The sequence below is a fragment of the Bacillus sp. 3G2 genome, assembly GCF_044324725.1.
In the GTDB taxonomy this organism is placed as follows: Bacteria; Bacillota; Bacilli; order Bacillales; family Bacillaceae_G; genus Bacillus_A; species Bacillus_A mobilis.
In genome coordinates this window covers 688,564-701,709 of sequence record NZ_CP172246.1, presented here as the reverse complement: position 1 = coordinate 701,709, position 13,146 = coordinate 688,564, and the positions used below count along the sequence as shown (strand labels likewise).

At 36.7% G+C, this 13,146-nt stretch carries 13 protein-coding genes; 1 reads left to right on the top strand and 12 read right to left on the bottom strand.

Going from position 1 to position 13,146, the window contains the following annotated elements:
* Positions 1–31 precede the first annotated feature (31 nt).
* From cerA to bdhA, 3 genes are all read right to left on the bottom strand, one after another.
* Positions 32–883: a phospholipase CerA gene (gene cerA / locus ACHZK0_RS03485; protein ID WP_270342006.1), complete on the bottom strand. Its 852-nt coding sequence runs from the start codon at positions 881–883 to the stop codon at positions 32–34.
* A gap of 263 nt (positions 884–1,146) precedes the next feature.
* Positions 1,147–1,491: a potassium channel family protein gene (locus ACHZK0_RS03480; RefSeq protein ID WP_073517263.1), complete on the bottom strand. Its 345-nt coding sequence runs from the start codon at positions 1,489–1,491 to the stop codon at positions 1,147–1,149.
* Positions 1,492–1,609: 118 nt separating this feature from the next.
* Positions 1,610–2,662: a (R,R)-butanediol dehydrogenase gene (bdhA, locus tag ACHZK0_RS03475; protein WP_000645834.1), complete on the bottom strand. Its 1,053-nt coding sequence runs from the start codon at positions 2,660–2,662 to the stop codon at positions 1,610–1,612.
* Between the two features lie 225 nt (positions 2,663–2,887).
* Between bdhA and ACHZK0_RS03470 the strand changes: the two genes are divergently transcribed.
* Positions 2,888–4,042, top strand: coding sequence for an MFS transporter (locus ACHZK0_RS03470; protein WP_063261557.1), 1,155 nt, complete (start codon positions 2,888–2,890; stop codon positions 4,040–4,042).
* 18 nt (positions 4,043–4,060) lie between these two features.
* On the opposite strand, the gene ACHZK0_RS03465 is transcribed toward ACHZK0_RS03470, so the two are convergent.
* From ACHZK0_RS03465 to rbsK, 9 genes are all read right to left on the bottom strand, one after another.
* The gene (locus ACHZK0_RS03465) at positions 4,061–4,390 is read right to left on the bottom strand and encodes a hypothetical protein (protein WP_262741569.1); all 330 of its coding nucleotides are present in this window, start codon (positions 4,388–4,390) and stop codon (positions 4,061–4,063) included.
* 16 nt (positions 4,391–4,406) lie between these two features.
* Positions 4,407–4,748, bottom strand: a complete 342-nt coding sequence (locus tag ACHZK0_RS03460; protein ID WP_395761157.1) for a hypothetical protein — start codon at positions 4,746–4,748, stop codon at positions 4,407–4,409.
* Between the two features lie 318 nt (positions 4,749–5,066).
* Positions 5,067–7,466, bottom strand: a complete 2,400-nt coding sequence (gene inhA2 / locus ACHZK0_RS03455) for a M6 family metalloprotease immune inhibitor InhA2 (RefSeq protein ID WP_262741571.1) — start codon at positions 7,464–7,466, stop codon at positions 5,067–5,069.
* 322 nt (positions 7,467–7,788) lie between these two features.
* On the bottom strand, positions 7,789–8,436 hold the full coding sequence (gene fsa / locus ACHZK0_RS03450; RefSeq protein ID WP_000667666.1) for a fructose-6-phosphate aldolase: 648 nt from the start codon (positions 8,434–8,436) through the stop codon (positions 7,789–7,791).
* A 34-nt stretch (positions 8,437–8,470) separates the two neighbouring features.
* Positions 8,471–9,397 (bottom strand): ribose ABC transporter substrate-binding protein RbsB, encoded by a 927-nt coding sequence (rbsB, locus tag ACHZK0_RS03445; RefSeq protein WP_000758975.1) that lies wholly within the window; start codon positions 9,395–9,397, stop codon positions 8,471–8,473.
* 14 nt (positions 9,398–9,411) lie between these two features.
* Entirely contained in the window at positions 9,412–10,347 is a 936-nt protein-coding gene (locus ACHZK0_RS03440; RefSeq protein ID WP_001074641.1) for an ABC transporter permease subunit, read from the bottom strand.
* A gap of 2 nt (positions 10,348–10,349) precedes the next feature.
* Complete coding sequence (gene rbsA, locus ACHZK0_RS03435) at positions 10,350–11,834, bottom strand: ribose ABC transporter ATP-binding protein RbsA (protein WP_270606188.1); 1,485 nt, start codon at positions 11,832–11,834, stop codon at positions 10,350–10,352.
* A gap of 18 nt (positions 11,835–11,852) precedes the next feature.
* Positions 11,853–12,248, bottom strand: coding sequence for a D-ribose pyranase (gene rbsD / locus ACHZK0_RS03430; RefSeq protein ID WP_395761156.1), 396 nt, complete (start codon positions 12,246–12,248; stop codon positions 11,853–11,855).
* Positions 12,245–13,141, bottom strand: coding sequence for a ribokinase (gene rbsK / locus ACHZK0_RS03425; protein ID WP_262741574.1), 897 nt, complete (start codon positions 13,139–13,141; stop codon positions 12,245–12,247). Before rbsK ends, rbsD begins: the two co-directional genes overlap by 4 nt.
* Between the last annotated feature and the right edge of the window lie 5 nt (positions 13,142–13,146).

Here is a 13,146-nt window from a genome sequence, read left to right as displayed (position 1 = left end):
TCTATTATGAGATTTGACCTTTTTTAAATACTTAACGATCTCCGTACGTATCAAACCAAAGCTGAATGTATCCAGCAGTAACACGTTGTGCATCCATTAATCGCTTACCTGTCATTGGTGTAACTTCAGCGCGCCATTTATCTGCATATTCTTGTGATACAGCTGCTTTTACAAACCAATCTTTCGTATTATCATTTACAATTCCAGAGTAATCTTGTTTCGCTGCTACTGCCGCTCCATGAATCCACTCTTCTGGATTTGTACCTTTCCAGTTCCAATATCCATTTCCATCCGTTACTTTATAATTGTCTTTTATCGTATCCACAAAGTTTTCATATTTAGAATGGAATCCTTGTGGGTATGAAAGATTTGTAAAGTTTGCCGCATGCATCGGTTGGTTTACATCTCCCAAATAATGAAGAGATAATCCTAAATAGAAGAATGCTTGTTTCATATCTTTATTTTTGTATGACTCACCAGCTAATTTAAAATATTTAGCCCCAGTTTCTTTTGCCTGCTTTGCAAGTGGAATATATGTTTTTCCATTGTCTGGATCATAGAAATGTGAAGCAAATGTGCTATTATCATAATAAGGATTTTCATAGTCAGCAGCATAAATACCGTTCTCTAGCTCTGTACGCCATTCATTTAATTGTGTAACTCGATCTTGTTTTACAAGTGTTGTATTACGAGACATAATATCAATGGCACGGTTTACAATCCATAAATGAGAGTTTACGCCTTCTTTATGCTTATCTTCAGCAGACCAGCGGTGAACTATTTTTATTTTACTTCCCCCATCATTTTCATGAGCAAATGCAACACTTTGTAACGGAGCTACTAATGTAATAGCTGCTGCTAAAGCAAGTACTTTCTTTTTCATCTGAAATCCTCCATTTTATAATTGAATTATTGTAAACTTTTTGTTAGGATCCTATGATATCGTCCGGTTAACCTATGACTAGAATATCCCACCTTTCATGAAATTTCTATCACTAAATTAAAATATGCAGATTTTCATATCATTATAACTTTATACATAGTGAATATAATGAATGAATGCTCTTATATTGTAATAAAGTATTGTTAAGCTACTGCAAATACTTGTCTAAACTAATGTAAAAAAGAGTAAAGCATCCACATGCTTTACTCTTTTTTTCTACTTGATAATATACTTGGCAGTTGTACATTAACTGCCAACTTATGAATAAATCCAAATACTAGTCCAATCCCAATAAATATGTATAAGATTGTAAATACCTTTCCGAAATCCGTTTGCGGACTAAAATTCCCATCACCTACAGTCGTCAACGTGACCACACTAAAATATAAAGCATCAAGAGGACGTAATCCTTCAACTGTACTATAAAAAATTGTACCAGACGTTAATGTTAAAAATGTTAATACGAATAACACTTGAAATTCTTTATCTTTCCACGCTCGTAAACAAGCTTTTAGCATCCGTTTCAATGTCAACATAAATGAAAGCATTCGACTTCCCCTTCCAAACAAAATACCTGTAGTTAAAGGAAAGTCTATCACCTTTCTGTATAGAAAAAAAGTAGCCCTCCTCTATTTCTAGAAAAGGGCTACTTTTTACTATTCTCTATTATTTAGGTGAAACAAGAATTTTCACTTGTGTTTTATCTTTTACAAGTGCTTCAAATCCTTCTTCAACAACTTGATCTACTGTGATTTTTTTCGTAATTAATTTCTCTGCTTGAATTTGGCCAGAGCTAATTAATTTAATAACAGCTGGGAAGATATGACGGTATCCAAGAATACCGATAACTTCTTTTTCTTTTAATACAAGGTTGTTTGGCGTAATTGTTGCGTCTTTTTCCCATACACTAACAATTACAGTTTGTCCTTCAAAGCTTGTACTTTCAATTGCTTGACGAAGTACTACTTCAACACCTGTTACTTCAAAGCTCACATTTACACCTAAACCATTTGTTAAGTTACGAATTTCTGCTAGTACATCTTGAGTAGCTGGATTTAATACGTAATCCGCACCTGCTAATTTTGCTAACTCTTGACGTTCTTTAGAAAGTTCTACTGCAATAACAGGAGTTGCTCCTGCTGCTTTAGCTGCTTGAATGACAAGAAGTCCAATTGGACCACAACCAAATACTGCTACAGCTTCCCCTTCTTTTAATTTACTTTGACGTACTGCATGAACGGCTACTGCTGCTGGTTCTACAAGTGCACCTTGTTCATACGTCATTTCATCAGGAATATGGTGAACCATATCTTCTGGTACTACTGTATATTCAGAGAAACCGCCGCCTTCTCCGCCAAGACCGTGGAAAACAAGTTGTTCACAAACATTGTAATGTCCATGTTTACAAGCTTCACATTTACCACAAGAATAAATTGGTTCTACAACGACGCGATCTCCCACCTTATGAGAAGTAACTCCTTCACCGATTTCAACTACCTCACCACTAAACTCATGACCTAAAATAACCGGTGCTTTTACGTGTGTTAATGGGTGCTCTTCTGTTGGAATAAAAATAGGTCCTGCTAAATATTCATGCAAGTCTGTTCCGCAGATACCACACCATTTAACTTTAATCTTAACTGCTCCTGGTCTTACAGTTGGTTCTGGTACTTCTTCTACTCGTACATCACGTTGATTATGCCAAAGTAGTGCTTTCATTTTATACATCCCTCTCTACGTATATACTTAACCTGGTGAAGTTTACAAATCTATTATAATACTTTCATCCATATATTTCAAAAAAACAATCTCATTTCCACTAAATTTTAACAAATAATGTTCAATATTTTGTCACTTTGTACTTTTTTCCACATCTGTTAATTCAATTTCATTGCGGTTGAAATTAGCAGTATGCCATAATAGCATAGGAGAGGTGAATATCGCTTGAAATATTTTATTTACTTTATTGTTATCGTAGCGTTTCTAGATACATTTTCACAATTACCTATTATGAGTACGTTCGCTCAAAGTCTTGGAGGATCTCCTCTTATTATTGGGCTAGTTGTCGGTATGTACTCATTCGCTAATATGATCGGTAATATTATTGCTGGCGCTGCTGTCGATAAATTTGGTGCAAAAAAAATACTTTATATAAGCATGGGGCTTACGAGTTTCATAGTCTTGTTATACACCGTTGTTCAAAGTGGTGAACAACTATTAGTTGTGCGCTTTATGCACGGATTTAGTGACGGATTTTTAATTCCTGCTGCCTTTACGTTTTTATCAAAACAAACAAATTCAGCAAGACAAGGTAAGGCAATGGCTCTATCTGGTGCTGCTGTTGGAACAGCGGCAATTGTAGGACCCGCTTTCAGTGGGATTATGAAAGCTACCGCTGGTATAGAGTGGGTGTTCATTACCATTTCTATTTTAATGGTCCTTGGTACAATCGTATCTCTATTCTTCTTACCAAATAACGTATCAAGAAAAGATACTTCAAGAACACAAATGATGAACAAAGAAGATATGATTGAGCTATTGAAATCAGAACCGTTATTGCAAGCATATATTGGTGCTTTCACACTAATGTTTTCACAAGGAATTGTCACGTATATGCTCCCAGTGAAAGTTGAGGCATTAGCACTTAAAGCATCTACAACAGGTATGATGTTAAGTGTATTCGGAATTACCGCTATCCTCTTCTTCTTGCTGCCAACAAACCGTATTTACGATCGATTTAATCGTTCAAAACTAATGTTAATTGGGATTGCAGTAATGGCATTCGCGTTATCTTTACTTGGATTATTTGCAACAAAAGGTATGCTCTTTATCGTTATGATGATTTATGGCATTGGATTCGCTATCCTTTTCCCATCAATAAATGCATTACTTGTTGAAAATACGACAGATGATAAACGCGGAAAAGCATTCGGATTGTTTTATGCTTTCTTCTCATTAGGAGTTGTTGCTGGATCTTTTACAGTTGGAGCAATCGGGGCATCACCTAGCGTCAGCTTCGTTATTGGAACTGCATTCTTATTAACATTTGCCGGTATGATTTACGTAAGAAGCAAAGTAAAAAAGACAATGATGGGTTAATTCCATCATTGTCTTTTTTTAAAATGCATATTGATATAGTCCGTAATATAATGGCAGAGTTGGGATAATACCAATTAATTTGAATATAAAAGGTAGCGGGTCATCCTTATCTTCATATAAACGTAAAACAAAAACTGCAGTAAAAGTCCAAATAACGCTAAACACGAAGATGCACTTCCAAACGAGTGGGATTACTATCTCTACATCAAAAACAAAACCAAATAGCCCAATCCATGTAATGATAGTCACTACAAAATCAAACTTTTGAATTGGTGTTTGAAACATACCTCTTACTAACGAAGTAATAGCCAATATCGCTACAATTACTAAATAAACTTTCCACAACATAGTGATAATCTCCTATTCAACTTTTAACTTTCAATAATCCGTATTTAATAAACAATATGGCATTATATTTTTCATAGAGATAATACAATGGGTAACAAAATAAGAAGAAAATAAGTACAGTTGGTACATCGTCTATAATAGAAAAATATTTTACCAGTAATTCCTTACTACTCTCTCCAATTATAATAAACAGCGGAATGATACAAATTGCCGCTAATATTAAGCATGGTGTGATCCTCATTTCTTTTAGCCTGACCTTACAGTGTGGACACCTGAATGAAAAAGGATGCGGTAAATCAATAATATGTTGCGTAGTAATATTCCCTTCACACTGTGGACATTTAATTATTTCTTCCATTTAACTCACTCCTTTCTATCCATAAAAAAGAGCACTATCTAATAGCGCTCTTTTATTGCCGAATATATTACTTTTGTGTATAGCCAAATAACAATGTAAATAAATTAAACTATAATGGCAATACTACAGTTCTTCTTTTACAAAAAAAGTGTATAAATACCAACGATACTTCGACAATTTCCTCGGAAATATTTCCTTTCTCCACATAATTTGATACACTACATGTGAACAGACATTTGTATTACATAAACTAAAATAATAACTTACTGTACAAATTAAAAAGCACACTCTTCATAGGAAGAATGTGCTTTTATGTTATTAACGCTTAATCCAAACAGCGCCTGCCGATTTATCCTCTGCCTGTCCAACAACTTGGAATTTAAGTCCAAGGTTTGGAACTGTTCTTCCTGCGTCTGCAATTTGTTTGTTACTATATACTTTTGAATCATCAAAAGTGGTAACACCTTGTAACCCAGAATAGTTAAACTGCCCACGTGTTAATGAATTTACACTCCATGCTGGTGTTTGATCAAATGAAAATGCAGCGTCTGCAATTTGCATGCCCGTATTACCGTAAGTTGGTCTTCCGTTTAAATTGCCAACAAGTGCCTCTGGATGAGAATCTACCACACCAAGGAATCCTTCACCTGGATGCACCCCAACCCAGTTATCTTTGAAGCTATCATCTGCATACCAAACGACAAGACCTGTATTATACACAGGGCCTTTTCCTGCTTTTAACCCATTATCTGATCCCGCATAGTTTCTCCACTCTAAGTAGTAATAATGAGCTTTCTTCTCTGTTCCATCAGAAACAACAAAACCATTTAAATTCATTTTAGACTGTCCTTCTGCATCATCAGAAAATACAACTTGTCCATCAACAGTTACATTTACATTATCCATCGCAAAACCTTTATATGTTACAGCTGGATCTGTAATATAATCGAATTGTAGTTTCACCTTTTTCCCTTTAAATTGACTTAAATCATATGATTTATCCATCCATTTCCCATCTGTTGTATCTTTATCTCCTTGGACTACTTTTTCTCCAAGTCTATCAATTAATGTTTTCGTTCCATCTTCTGTTACTGCATGCACTTCGACAAAATCACACTCTGCTTCTAACTCATAATTTGCTTTATAATCGAATTTTGCATTTGTTCCTTTCGTTAAATCAATGAATGGTGTTTCTAATGTTGTATGCATATCATCGCCTCTTGTACTATAATATGCATGCTTTCCAAACTCCGGTTTAATCGTTTCAACACTTTTACCTGGTAAGTTAACACGTACAACGCCTGGACGATTGGATTTCGTAACACTTTGATCAATATATGTAGGAACTCCTACTCCACCCTTAATTTTATCGTAATCTACTTCTAAAATTTTTGCCCAGTTTCCGCCCATATTCTTTTGTAAGAAGTCTTTATTTTGTGGTGAGAAACTAGTTGGCTCTGTTCCTGCAATTTTCCCTGTCCAACTACCTCCACTCATTAATGACCATGCTTCAACAGGTGAACCCATTCCAGTATATTTCGTGTCATATTCATCCGGTAAGCCAAGGTCATGTCCAAATTCATGTGCAAATACACCTACTGCTCCATCTTCTGGTTCAATTGTGTAATCATGTGCTGCTACTTTTCCACCAAAGTAATCTACCTTTGATTTTGTACCTTCAATCGCTACTGGATCTACTGCTAATTTTGAACGATGTGACCAAATTGCATCATCACCTAATTTACCGCCACCAGCTTCTTGACCAACACCAGCATGGATTACCATTAAATGATCAATTACACCATCAGGTTCATTTTGATTTCCATCACCATTTGTATCATATCTATCGAATTGATCAAATTGAGATAAATCTAACCCTTTCTCAGCAGCTGCATGTAAAGCTTCTTTCACTAAATCACGTGCGCCTTTTGGTCCTTTATTATCGTGACCACTGCTACCATCAGCACCGTAGTCAGACGCTTTTCCTGGAACAGTTAGCCATTCCGTTACATATCCATCTGTCGTATAACTTCCGCCAGACTGCTCTTCATAATATTGTTTAAACGTTTTTACTTTTGAACCATCAAATAATGTGTACGGTTCATTACCAAATAACATTTTTTGATAATGCTCTCTACTAAAGTCATTCGAATACATATACCCTGGTGTTTGATCAATATTATTATGTTTATAGTCACTAAATTCAACGAGTAATACTAATACTTTATCAGTTCGAACAGAGCCCTTATAAGGCGCTTGCTTTGCTTTAGAAGTTGGGACTTGTCCATTCAATTGTTTTTTATTTGGTTCTGTTTTTTTCTCAGGACTCACATTTTTTTCAGGTTTCTTTACTTTCTCCTTTTCTTCCATTTTCTTTTCTTTTACTTTTTTCACATAATCAGATGCCTCTTTAGCAGTGTCTGCTGGAAAAATTTCTTTATTTGCCTGATCGCCTTGTTTCTTTTCAATATACTTTTCTACAGCTTTTTGCGTTTCTTCTTTAGATGATGCTGGATTAATTGTTCCTCTTTCTTTCAACGCTTCCGCTAAACGATCTTCTTGAATTAAATTGTAATCAATTGATGTTGTAGATACATTTTCTTTCTCTTTTGCAGGCGTTTCTGCGTATGCTAGCGGAGTACTCATTACAGATGTGCATCCGATAATTGCCGCAATTGCTAATGATGACAACACTTTAAATGGTGCTTTTCTTTTCATTCTATTTCTCTCCTTTTATGTATAAAACTTAAAATTCAGATAAATCGCTACGTTTTTGTCGAAAGCTCTATTTACTACTACCCTCCCTATATAAAAAGGCATAATTCTATAAACATTAAGCTTTCTGTTATAGAATCATGCCCTCCAGTTTTCTGGTCAGACCCTCTATCCTTTTATATCAAAATATGAAAAATAAAGAGTGATTTGTATATATTAAATAGTTTATATAACAAATTTAAAAGACAATATGCAAAATTGCATGAAAATTCTTTTAAATAAAAAAAGAATCCTAGTCAATTAAACTAGGATTCTTGATTTTCTATTATTTCTCTTGTGTTTTTTCCCAATCAGCTAAGAATTTCTCAATTCCTTGATCTGTTAATGGGTGCTTCACTAATGAAGCAATTACGTTTGCTGGGATTGTTGCAATATGTGCACCGTTTAATGCTGCATCAGTTACGTGAACGCTGTGACGTACAGATGCTGCAATGATTTCTGTTTCGATGCCATGAATTGCAAAGATTTCTGCGATTTGACGAATTAAATCCATACCGTTATGACCGATATCATCTAAACGACCTAAGAATGGTGAAACATATGTTGCACCAGCGCGAGCTGCAAGTAATGCTTGAACTGCTGAGAATACTAATGTAACGTTTGTACGAATTCCTAAATCTGAGAATGCTTTTACTGCTTTTAAACCTTCTGTTGTCATTGGAACTTTTACAACAACGTTTGGAGCAATCTTCGCTAATTCTTTTCCTTCTTCAATCATTTTATCAGCTTCTAAGCTAATTACTTCTGCACTTACAGGTCCTTCTATAAAGCTACAAATTTCACGAATACGCTCATGGAAATCTACGCCTTCTTTTGCTACAAGTGATGGGTTTGTCGTTACTCCAGCTACTACGCCTAATGCATTTGCCTCTTTAATTTCGTTAATATTTGCTGTATCAATAAAGAATTTCATTTGTTATTCTTCCTTCCTAATTTTCATTTTATATTTATTTATTTTTCTTAATAAGCTCTAATTCAATCGGAATAGATTTGTCCACTTTTTTACCTTGTGTTATCTCTTTTGCTGTTTGCATCGCCTTCTCTCCGATTAATTCCGGTTTTTGAGCGACTGTTGCAGCCATACGCCCATCGTTAACCGCTTTCACAGCATCTTCTGTTGCATCAAATCCAACAACTACCACATCTGTTTTTCCAGCAGACTTCAATGCTTCAAGTGCACCTAATGCCATCTCGTCGTTATGCGCAAACACGGCTTTAATATCACCATTTGCTTGCAAAATGTTTTCCATAACAGATAATCCTTTCGCTCTATCAAAATCAGCCGCTTGTTTGGCAACTACTTTTAAAGACTTATCGGCTACGTTATGGAATCCTTTCCCACGTTCACGAGCAGCAGACGATCCAGGGATTCCTTCTAACTCAGCAACGTTTGCTCCTTCGCCGACTAATTCACGAATGTAATCACTAGCCATTTGACCACCTTCGATATTGTTAGAAGCAATGTGAGAAACAACCTTACCTGAATTCGCAACGCGGTCTACTGTAATAACAGGAACATTTGCTGCATTTGCCGCACTTACCGCTGAAGCAACAGCATCTGAATCGGTCGGATTAATAACAACTACATCGACACCCTTTTGAATTAAATCTTCAACATCGTTCGTTTGCTTCGCTGCATCATTTTGCGCATCAACAGCAATCAATTCGATGCCGCTATCTTTTGCTTTCTTTTCTGCACCCTTTTTCAAAGTTACAAAGAAGGGATTATTTAAAGTTGAAACAGAGAATCCAACTTTAATAGTTTTATTTCGACCTTTATCGCTAGAATCCTTTGCCCATTCTGGTGGTTCCATTGAACAACCAGCAGTAATGACCATAATACATGCAACGAGTATAAGTAACCATTTCTTCATGAACTGTCCCTCCATTACGCTTCTTTTCGGCGATCAATTAATACAGCTAGTAAGATTACAAGTCCTTTTACAACTTGTTGGAAGAACGAAGATACACCTAATAAATTTAAACCGTTATTTAGTACACCGATAATTAGTACACCGATGAATGTACCAACAATCCATCCTCTTCCCCCAGAAAGACTTGTTCCACCTAATACAACTGCTGCAATTGCATCTAATTCGTAAGAAGTACCTGCAGTTGGCTGTGCAGAATCTAGTCGTGATGTTAAGACAATACCTGCAAGCGCTGCCAAAATTCCGGAAAGACCATAAATCATTACTTTAATTCTCGTAACATTAATACCTGATAGTGCTGCTGCTTCTTCATTTCCACCAATTGCAAATGTACGGCGACCAAATGTCGTTTTCTTCAAAATGAAGTACAATACTGCGAAAGCGATCATCATTGTAACAGCTGGTACCGGAATACCGAGAAAATAACCGCGTCCAAACATTTGGAACATTAAATGATCACCAAGACCAGTGATCGGACGTCCGTCCATATAAACAAGCGTCAACCCACGAAAAATAGTCATTGTTGCTAACGTCGCAATAAATGGAGCTACTTTTCCCTTCGCAATAATGATACCGTTTACAATCCCCATTACAAGACCAGCCAATAATCCAACTGCCATTGCAAGGAACGGATCCATGCCACTTGCCATCATTCCAGCAACAAGTGCACTTGATAATGCTAAAATAGAACCTACCGATAAGTCAATACCCCCTGTTAAAATTACAAAGGTCATTCCGAATGCAATAAGCGCATTAATCGATACTTGACGCAGTATATTAAATAAATTTGGAATTTCAATGAACGCTGGATTTAAAGCTGTAATTACGACGATAATTAATACTAAACCGATTAAAGAACCGAGTTGTTGTAATACATTCCCCTTCTTAGCCATCCTTACTCTCCCCCTGTAGCTAGTGCCATAATAGACTCTTGTGATGCCTCATCTTTCCCTAAAATGCCGCCGACTTTTCCTTCATGAATAACAAGAACTCGATCACTCATCCCTAAAACTTCCGGAAGCTCAGATGATACCATAATAACGGCATCGCCTTGCTCTGTAAGCTTATTCATGATAGAGTAAATTTCTTTTTTCGCTCCAACATCTACACCTCTTGTTGGCTCATCTAAAATGAGTAATTGCGGATGAATGCCTAGCCATTTTGCGATTACAATCTTTTGCTGATTTCCACCAGAAAGAGATTTCACTGCCTGCTCTCCGCTAGATGCTTTCACATTAAGAAGCTTCATCATATCCGCTGTAAACTGCTGTTCTAGTTCGTTACTAAGGACACTTCCCTTTGAAAGACTTTCCAAATTCGGTAAAGCTAAATTTTCTCGAATTGAGAAATCTAACACTAACCCTTCAGATTTTCTATCCTCTGTAATGAAAGCTATTCTTTGTCTAATCGCATCTATCGGACTATCAATCTTTACTTCTTGTCCATTTATGAAAATTTGGCCAGAATCTAACGGTTCGTACCCAAATATCGCTTTCATAATATCTGTACGGCCAGCTCCCATCAAGCCAGCAACACCAAGGATTTCACCTTTTCTCACTTGAAACGAAACATTTTCAAATTTCCCTTTCTTCGTTCCGTTACGCATTTCAAAAATGACATCACCAATTTGACTATTTCGCTCTGGGTAACGTTCACCAATGCTGCGCCCCACCATCATACTCACTACTTCATCAAATGATGTTTCTGGAATTAATCTCTTTCCGACGTATTCTCCATCACGCAAAATCGTAATGGCATCACATATTGAGAAAATCTCTTCCATACGATGCGAAATGTACACGAATGAAACACCTTCTTTACGTAACTTATTGATTACTGTAAAGAGCGTTTCGATTTCACGATCCGTCAGTGCCGCAGTAGGTTCATCCATAATAATAACGCTCGCGTTTGTCATTAACGCTTTCGCAATTTCAATAATTTGCTGTTGTCCAACCGATAACTCCCCGGCCAACATAGCGCCTTTTACATGTAACCCTAACTCCGCTAGTTGCTGCTGCGCAATCGCGTTCATTTGACGCGTACGCAAAATACCTGTCTTCCCATACATTAACTCTTTACCGAGAAACATATTTTCAGCTACTGTTAAATTCGATAATATGTTCAATTCTTGATGTATAAATGCAATTCCGTACTCTTCAGCTTCTTTCGCATTTTTAAAAGTTCGTTCTTGCCCATCAATCGTGATTGTTCCGCCATCTTTTTTGTATACACCTGTTAAAATCTTCATGAGCGTTGATTTACCCGCTCCATTTTCTCCCATCAATGCATGAACTTCTCCTGTTTCAATCATAAACTGTGCATTCTTCAAAACAGGATTGCCATTGAACGCCTTTGAAATATTTTTCATTTCAATACGCATTCCCATCACTTCCCTTTATTAAAAAATCACGCCTGCATGTAAAATTACATTGGCATAAGGAGTAGCCTCTCCTGTACGAATAATCGCCTTCGCTTTCTTCGTATGCTCTTTAAATCGTTCATGAGATACATATTCAAATGCTGGTTCTACTAATTTCAGCTCGATCTCTTTATTTACTTCCACATTATTGTTAATGACTTCTTCTGCTAACGTTACTTTTTCAATTGCCATATCATTAGCTACCACTTGCAATACGTCTAAAAAGCTAGGTTTTCCAAGCTCAACTGCTAAATCAATTCGTTTTACTCCGTCTGGAATTGGTAACCCGCAATCTGCGATTACAATTGTATCTGTATGCCCAAGTGAAGCAAGAACTGATGCAATCTCACTGTTTAATACACCGTGCTTTTTCATCCGACAATCACCTGCACTTCACGTACTTTATCTCTCGTTGGCATACCGCCTTGCGCCCCAAGCTTCGTTACAGAAAGGCCACCAGCAATATTCGCAAAACGAATTGCTTTTTGAAGTGCTTCTCCTTCAGAAAGCGCAACTGCTAATGCTCCATTAAATGTATCACCAGCTCCAGTCGTATCTACTACATCAACAGCAATGCTAGGAACATGTACAATCTCCGTCCCATTATGGAAACGTACACCGTTAGAACCTTCTGTCATCAATAGTTTATTTGGATATTTAGCTAGTAAATCTTCAATTGGTGATGTGAAATCATCTAATACGATGCGGCACTCATGTTCATTTGGCGTAATATAAGTTGCCTTTTCTAAAATATCTTCTGATAACACTTGTGCTGGCGCTGGATTTAGCATAACCGGGATTTTGTGTTCCTCACAAATAGCCAATACATATTTTACTGTTTCAAGTGGAATTTCTAGTTGAAGAACAACCATATCCGCTTTTACAAGAAGGTCTTTGGAGCGATCTACAACTGACTTATTTACAAGAGCATTTGCCCCTTGTACGACAACAATACTGTTATCTTCTTCTGCTAAAACGATATGAGCAATTCCTGTCGTTCTATCTGTAACCGGTACCACATAATCGATAAAAATGCGTTCGTTCTCTAAATTTTTTCTAACTACTGTTCCATAATCATCATTTCCTACCGCTCCAACCATTGCTACATTTGCTCCTAACCTAGCTGCAGCAACTGCTTGGTTTGCCCCTTTCCCTCCTGGGATTGTATGAAACGCTTCACCAATTACTGTTTCTCCTGCTTTCGGCCGTTTTTTTGAAACAGCCACTAAGTCCATTGAAATGCTTCCTACTACTGCAATATTTGGCATCTGTT

Coding starts and splice junctions, on each gene's coding strand:
- cerA (WP_270342006.1), bottom strand. CDS start 883: ATGAAAAAGAAAGTACTTGCTTTAGCAGCAGCTATTACATTAGTAGCT.
- ACHZK0_RS03480 (WP_073517263.1), bottom strand. CDS start 1,491: ATGCTTTCATTTATGTTGACATTGAAACGGATGCTAAAAGCTTGTTTA.
- bdhA (WP_000645834.1), bottom strand. CDS start 2,662: ATGAAAGCACTACTTTGGCATAATCAACGTGATGTACGAGTAGAAGAA.
- ACHZK0_RS03465 (WP_262741569.1), bottom strand. CDS start 4,390: ATGTTGTGGAAAGTTTATTTAGTAATTGTAGCGATATTGGCTATTACT.
- ACHZK0_RS03460 (WP_395761157.1), bottom strand. CDS start 4,748: ATGGAAGAAATAATTAAATGTCCACAGTGTGAAGGGAATATTACTACG.
- inhA2 (WP_262741571.1), bottom strand. CDS start 7,466: ATGAAAAGAAAAGCACCATTTAAAGTGTTGTCATCATTAGCAATTGCG.
- fsa (WP_000667666.1), bottom strand. CDS start 8,436: ATGAAATTCTTTATTGATACAGCAAATATTAACGAAATTAAAGAGGCA.
- rbsB (WP_000758975.1), bottom strand. CDS start 9,397: ATGAAGAAATGGTTACTTATACTCGTTGCATGTATTATGGTCATTACT.
- ACHZK0_RS03440 (WP_001074641.1), bottom strand. CDS start 10,347: ATGGCTAAGAAGGGGAATGTATTACAACAACTCGGTTCTTTAATCGGT.
- rbsA (WP_270606188.1), bottom strand. CDS start 11,834: ATGCGTATTGAAATGAAAAATATTTCAAAGGCGTTCAATGGCAATCCT.
- rbsD (WP_395761156.1), bottom strand. CDS start 12,248: ATGAAAAAGCACGGTGTATTAAACAGTGAGATTGCATCAGTTCTTGCT.
- rbsK (WP_262741574.1), bottom strand. CDS start 13,141: ATGCCAAATATTGCAGTAGTAGGAAGCATTTCAATGGACTTAGTGGCT.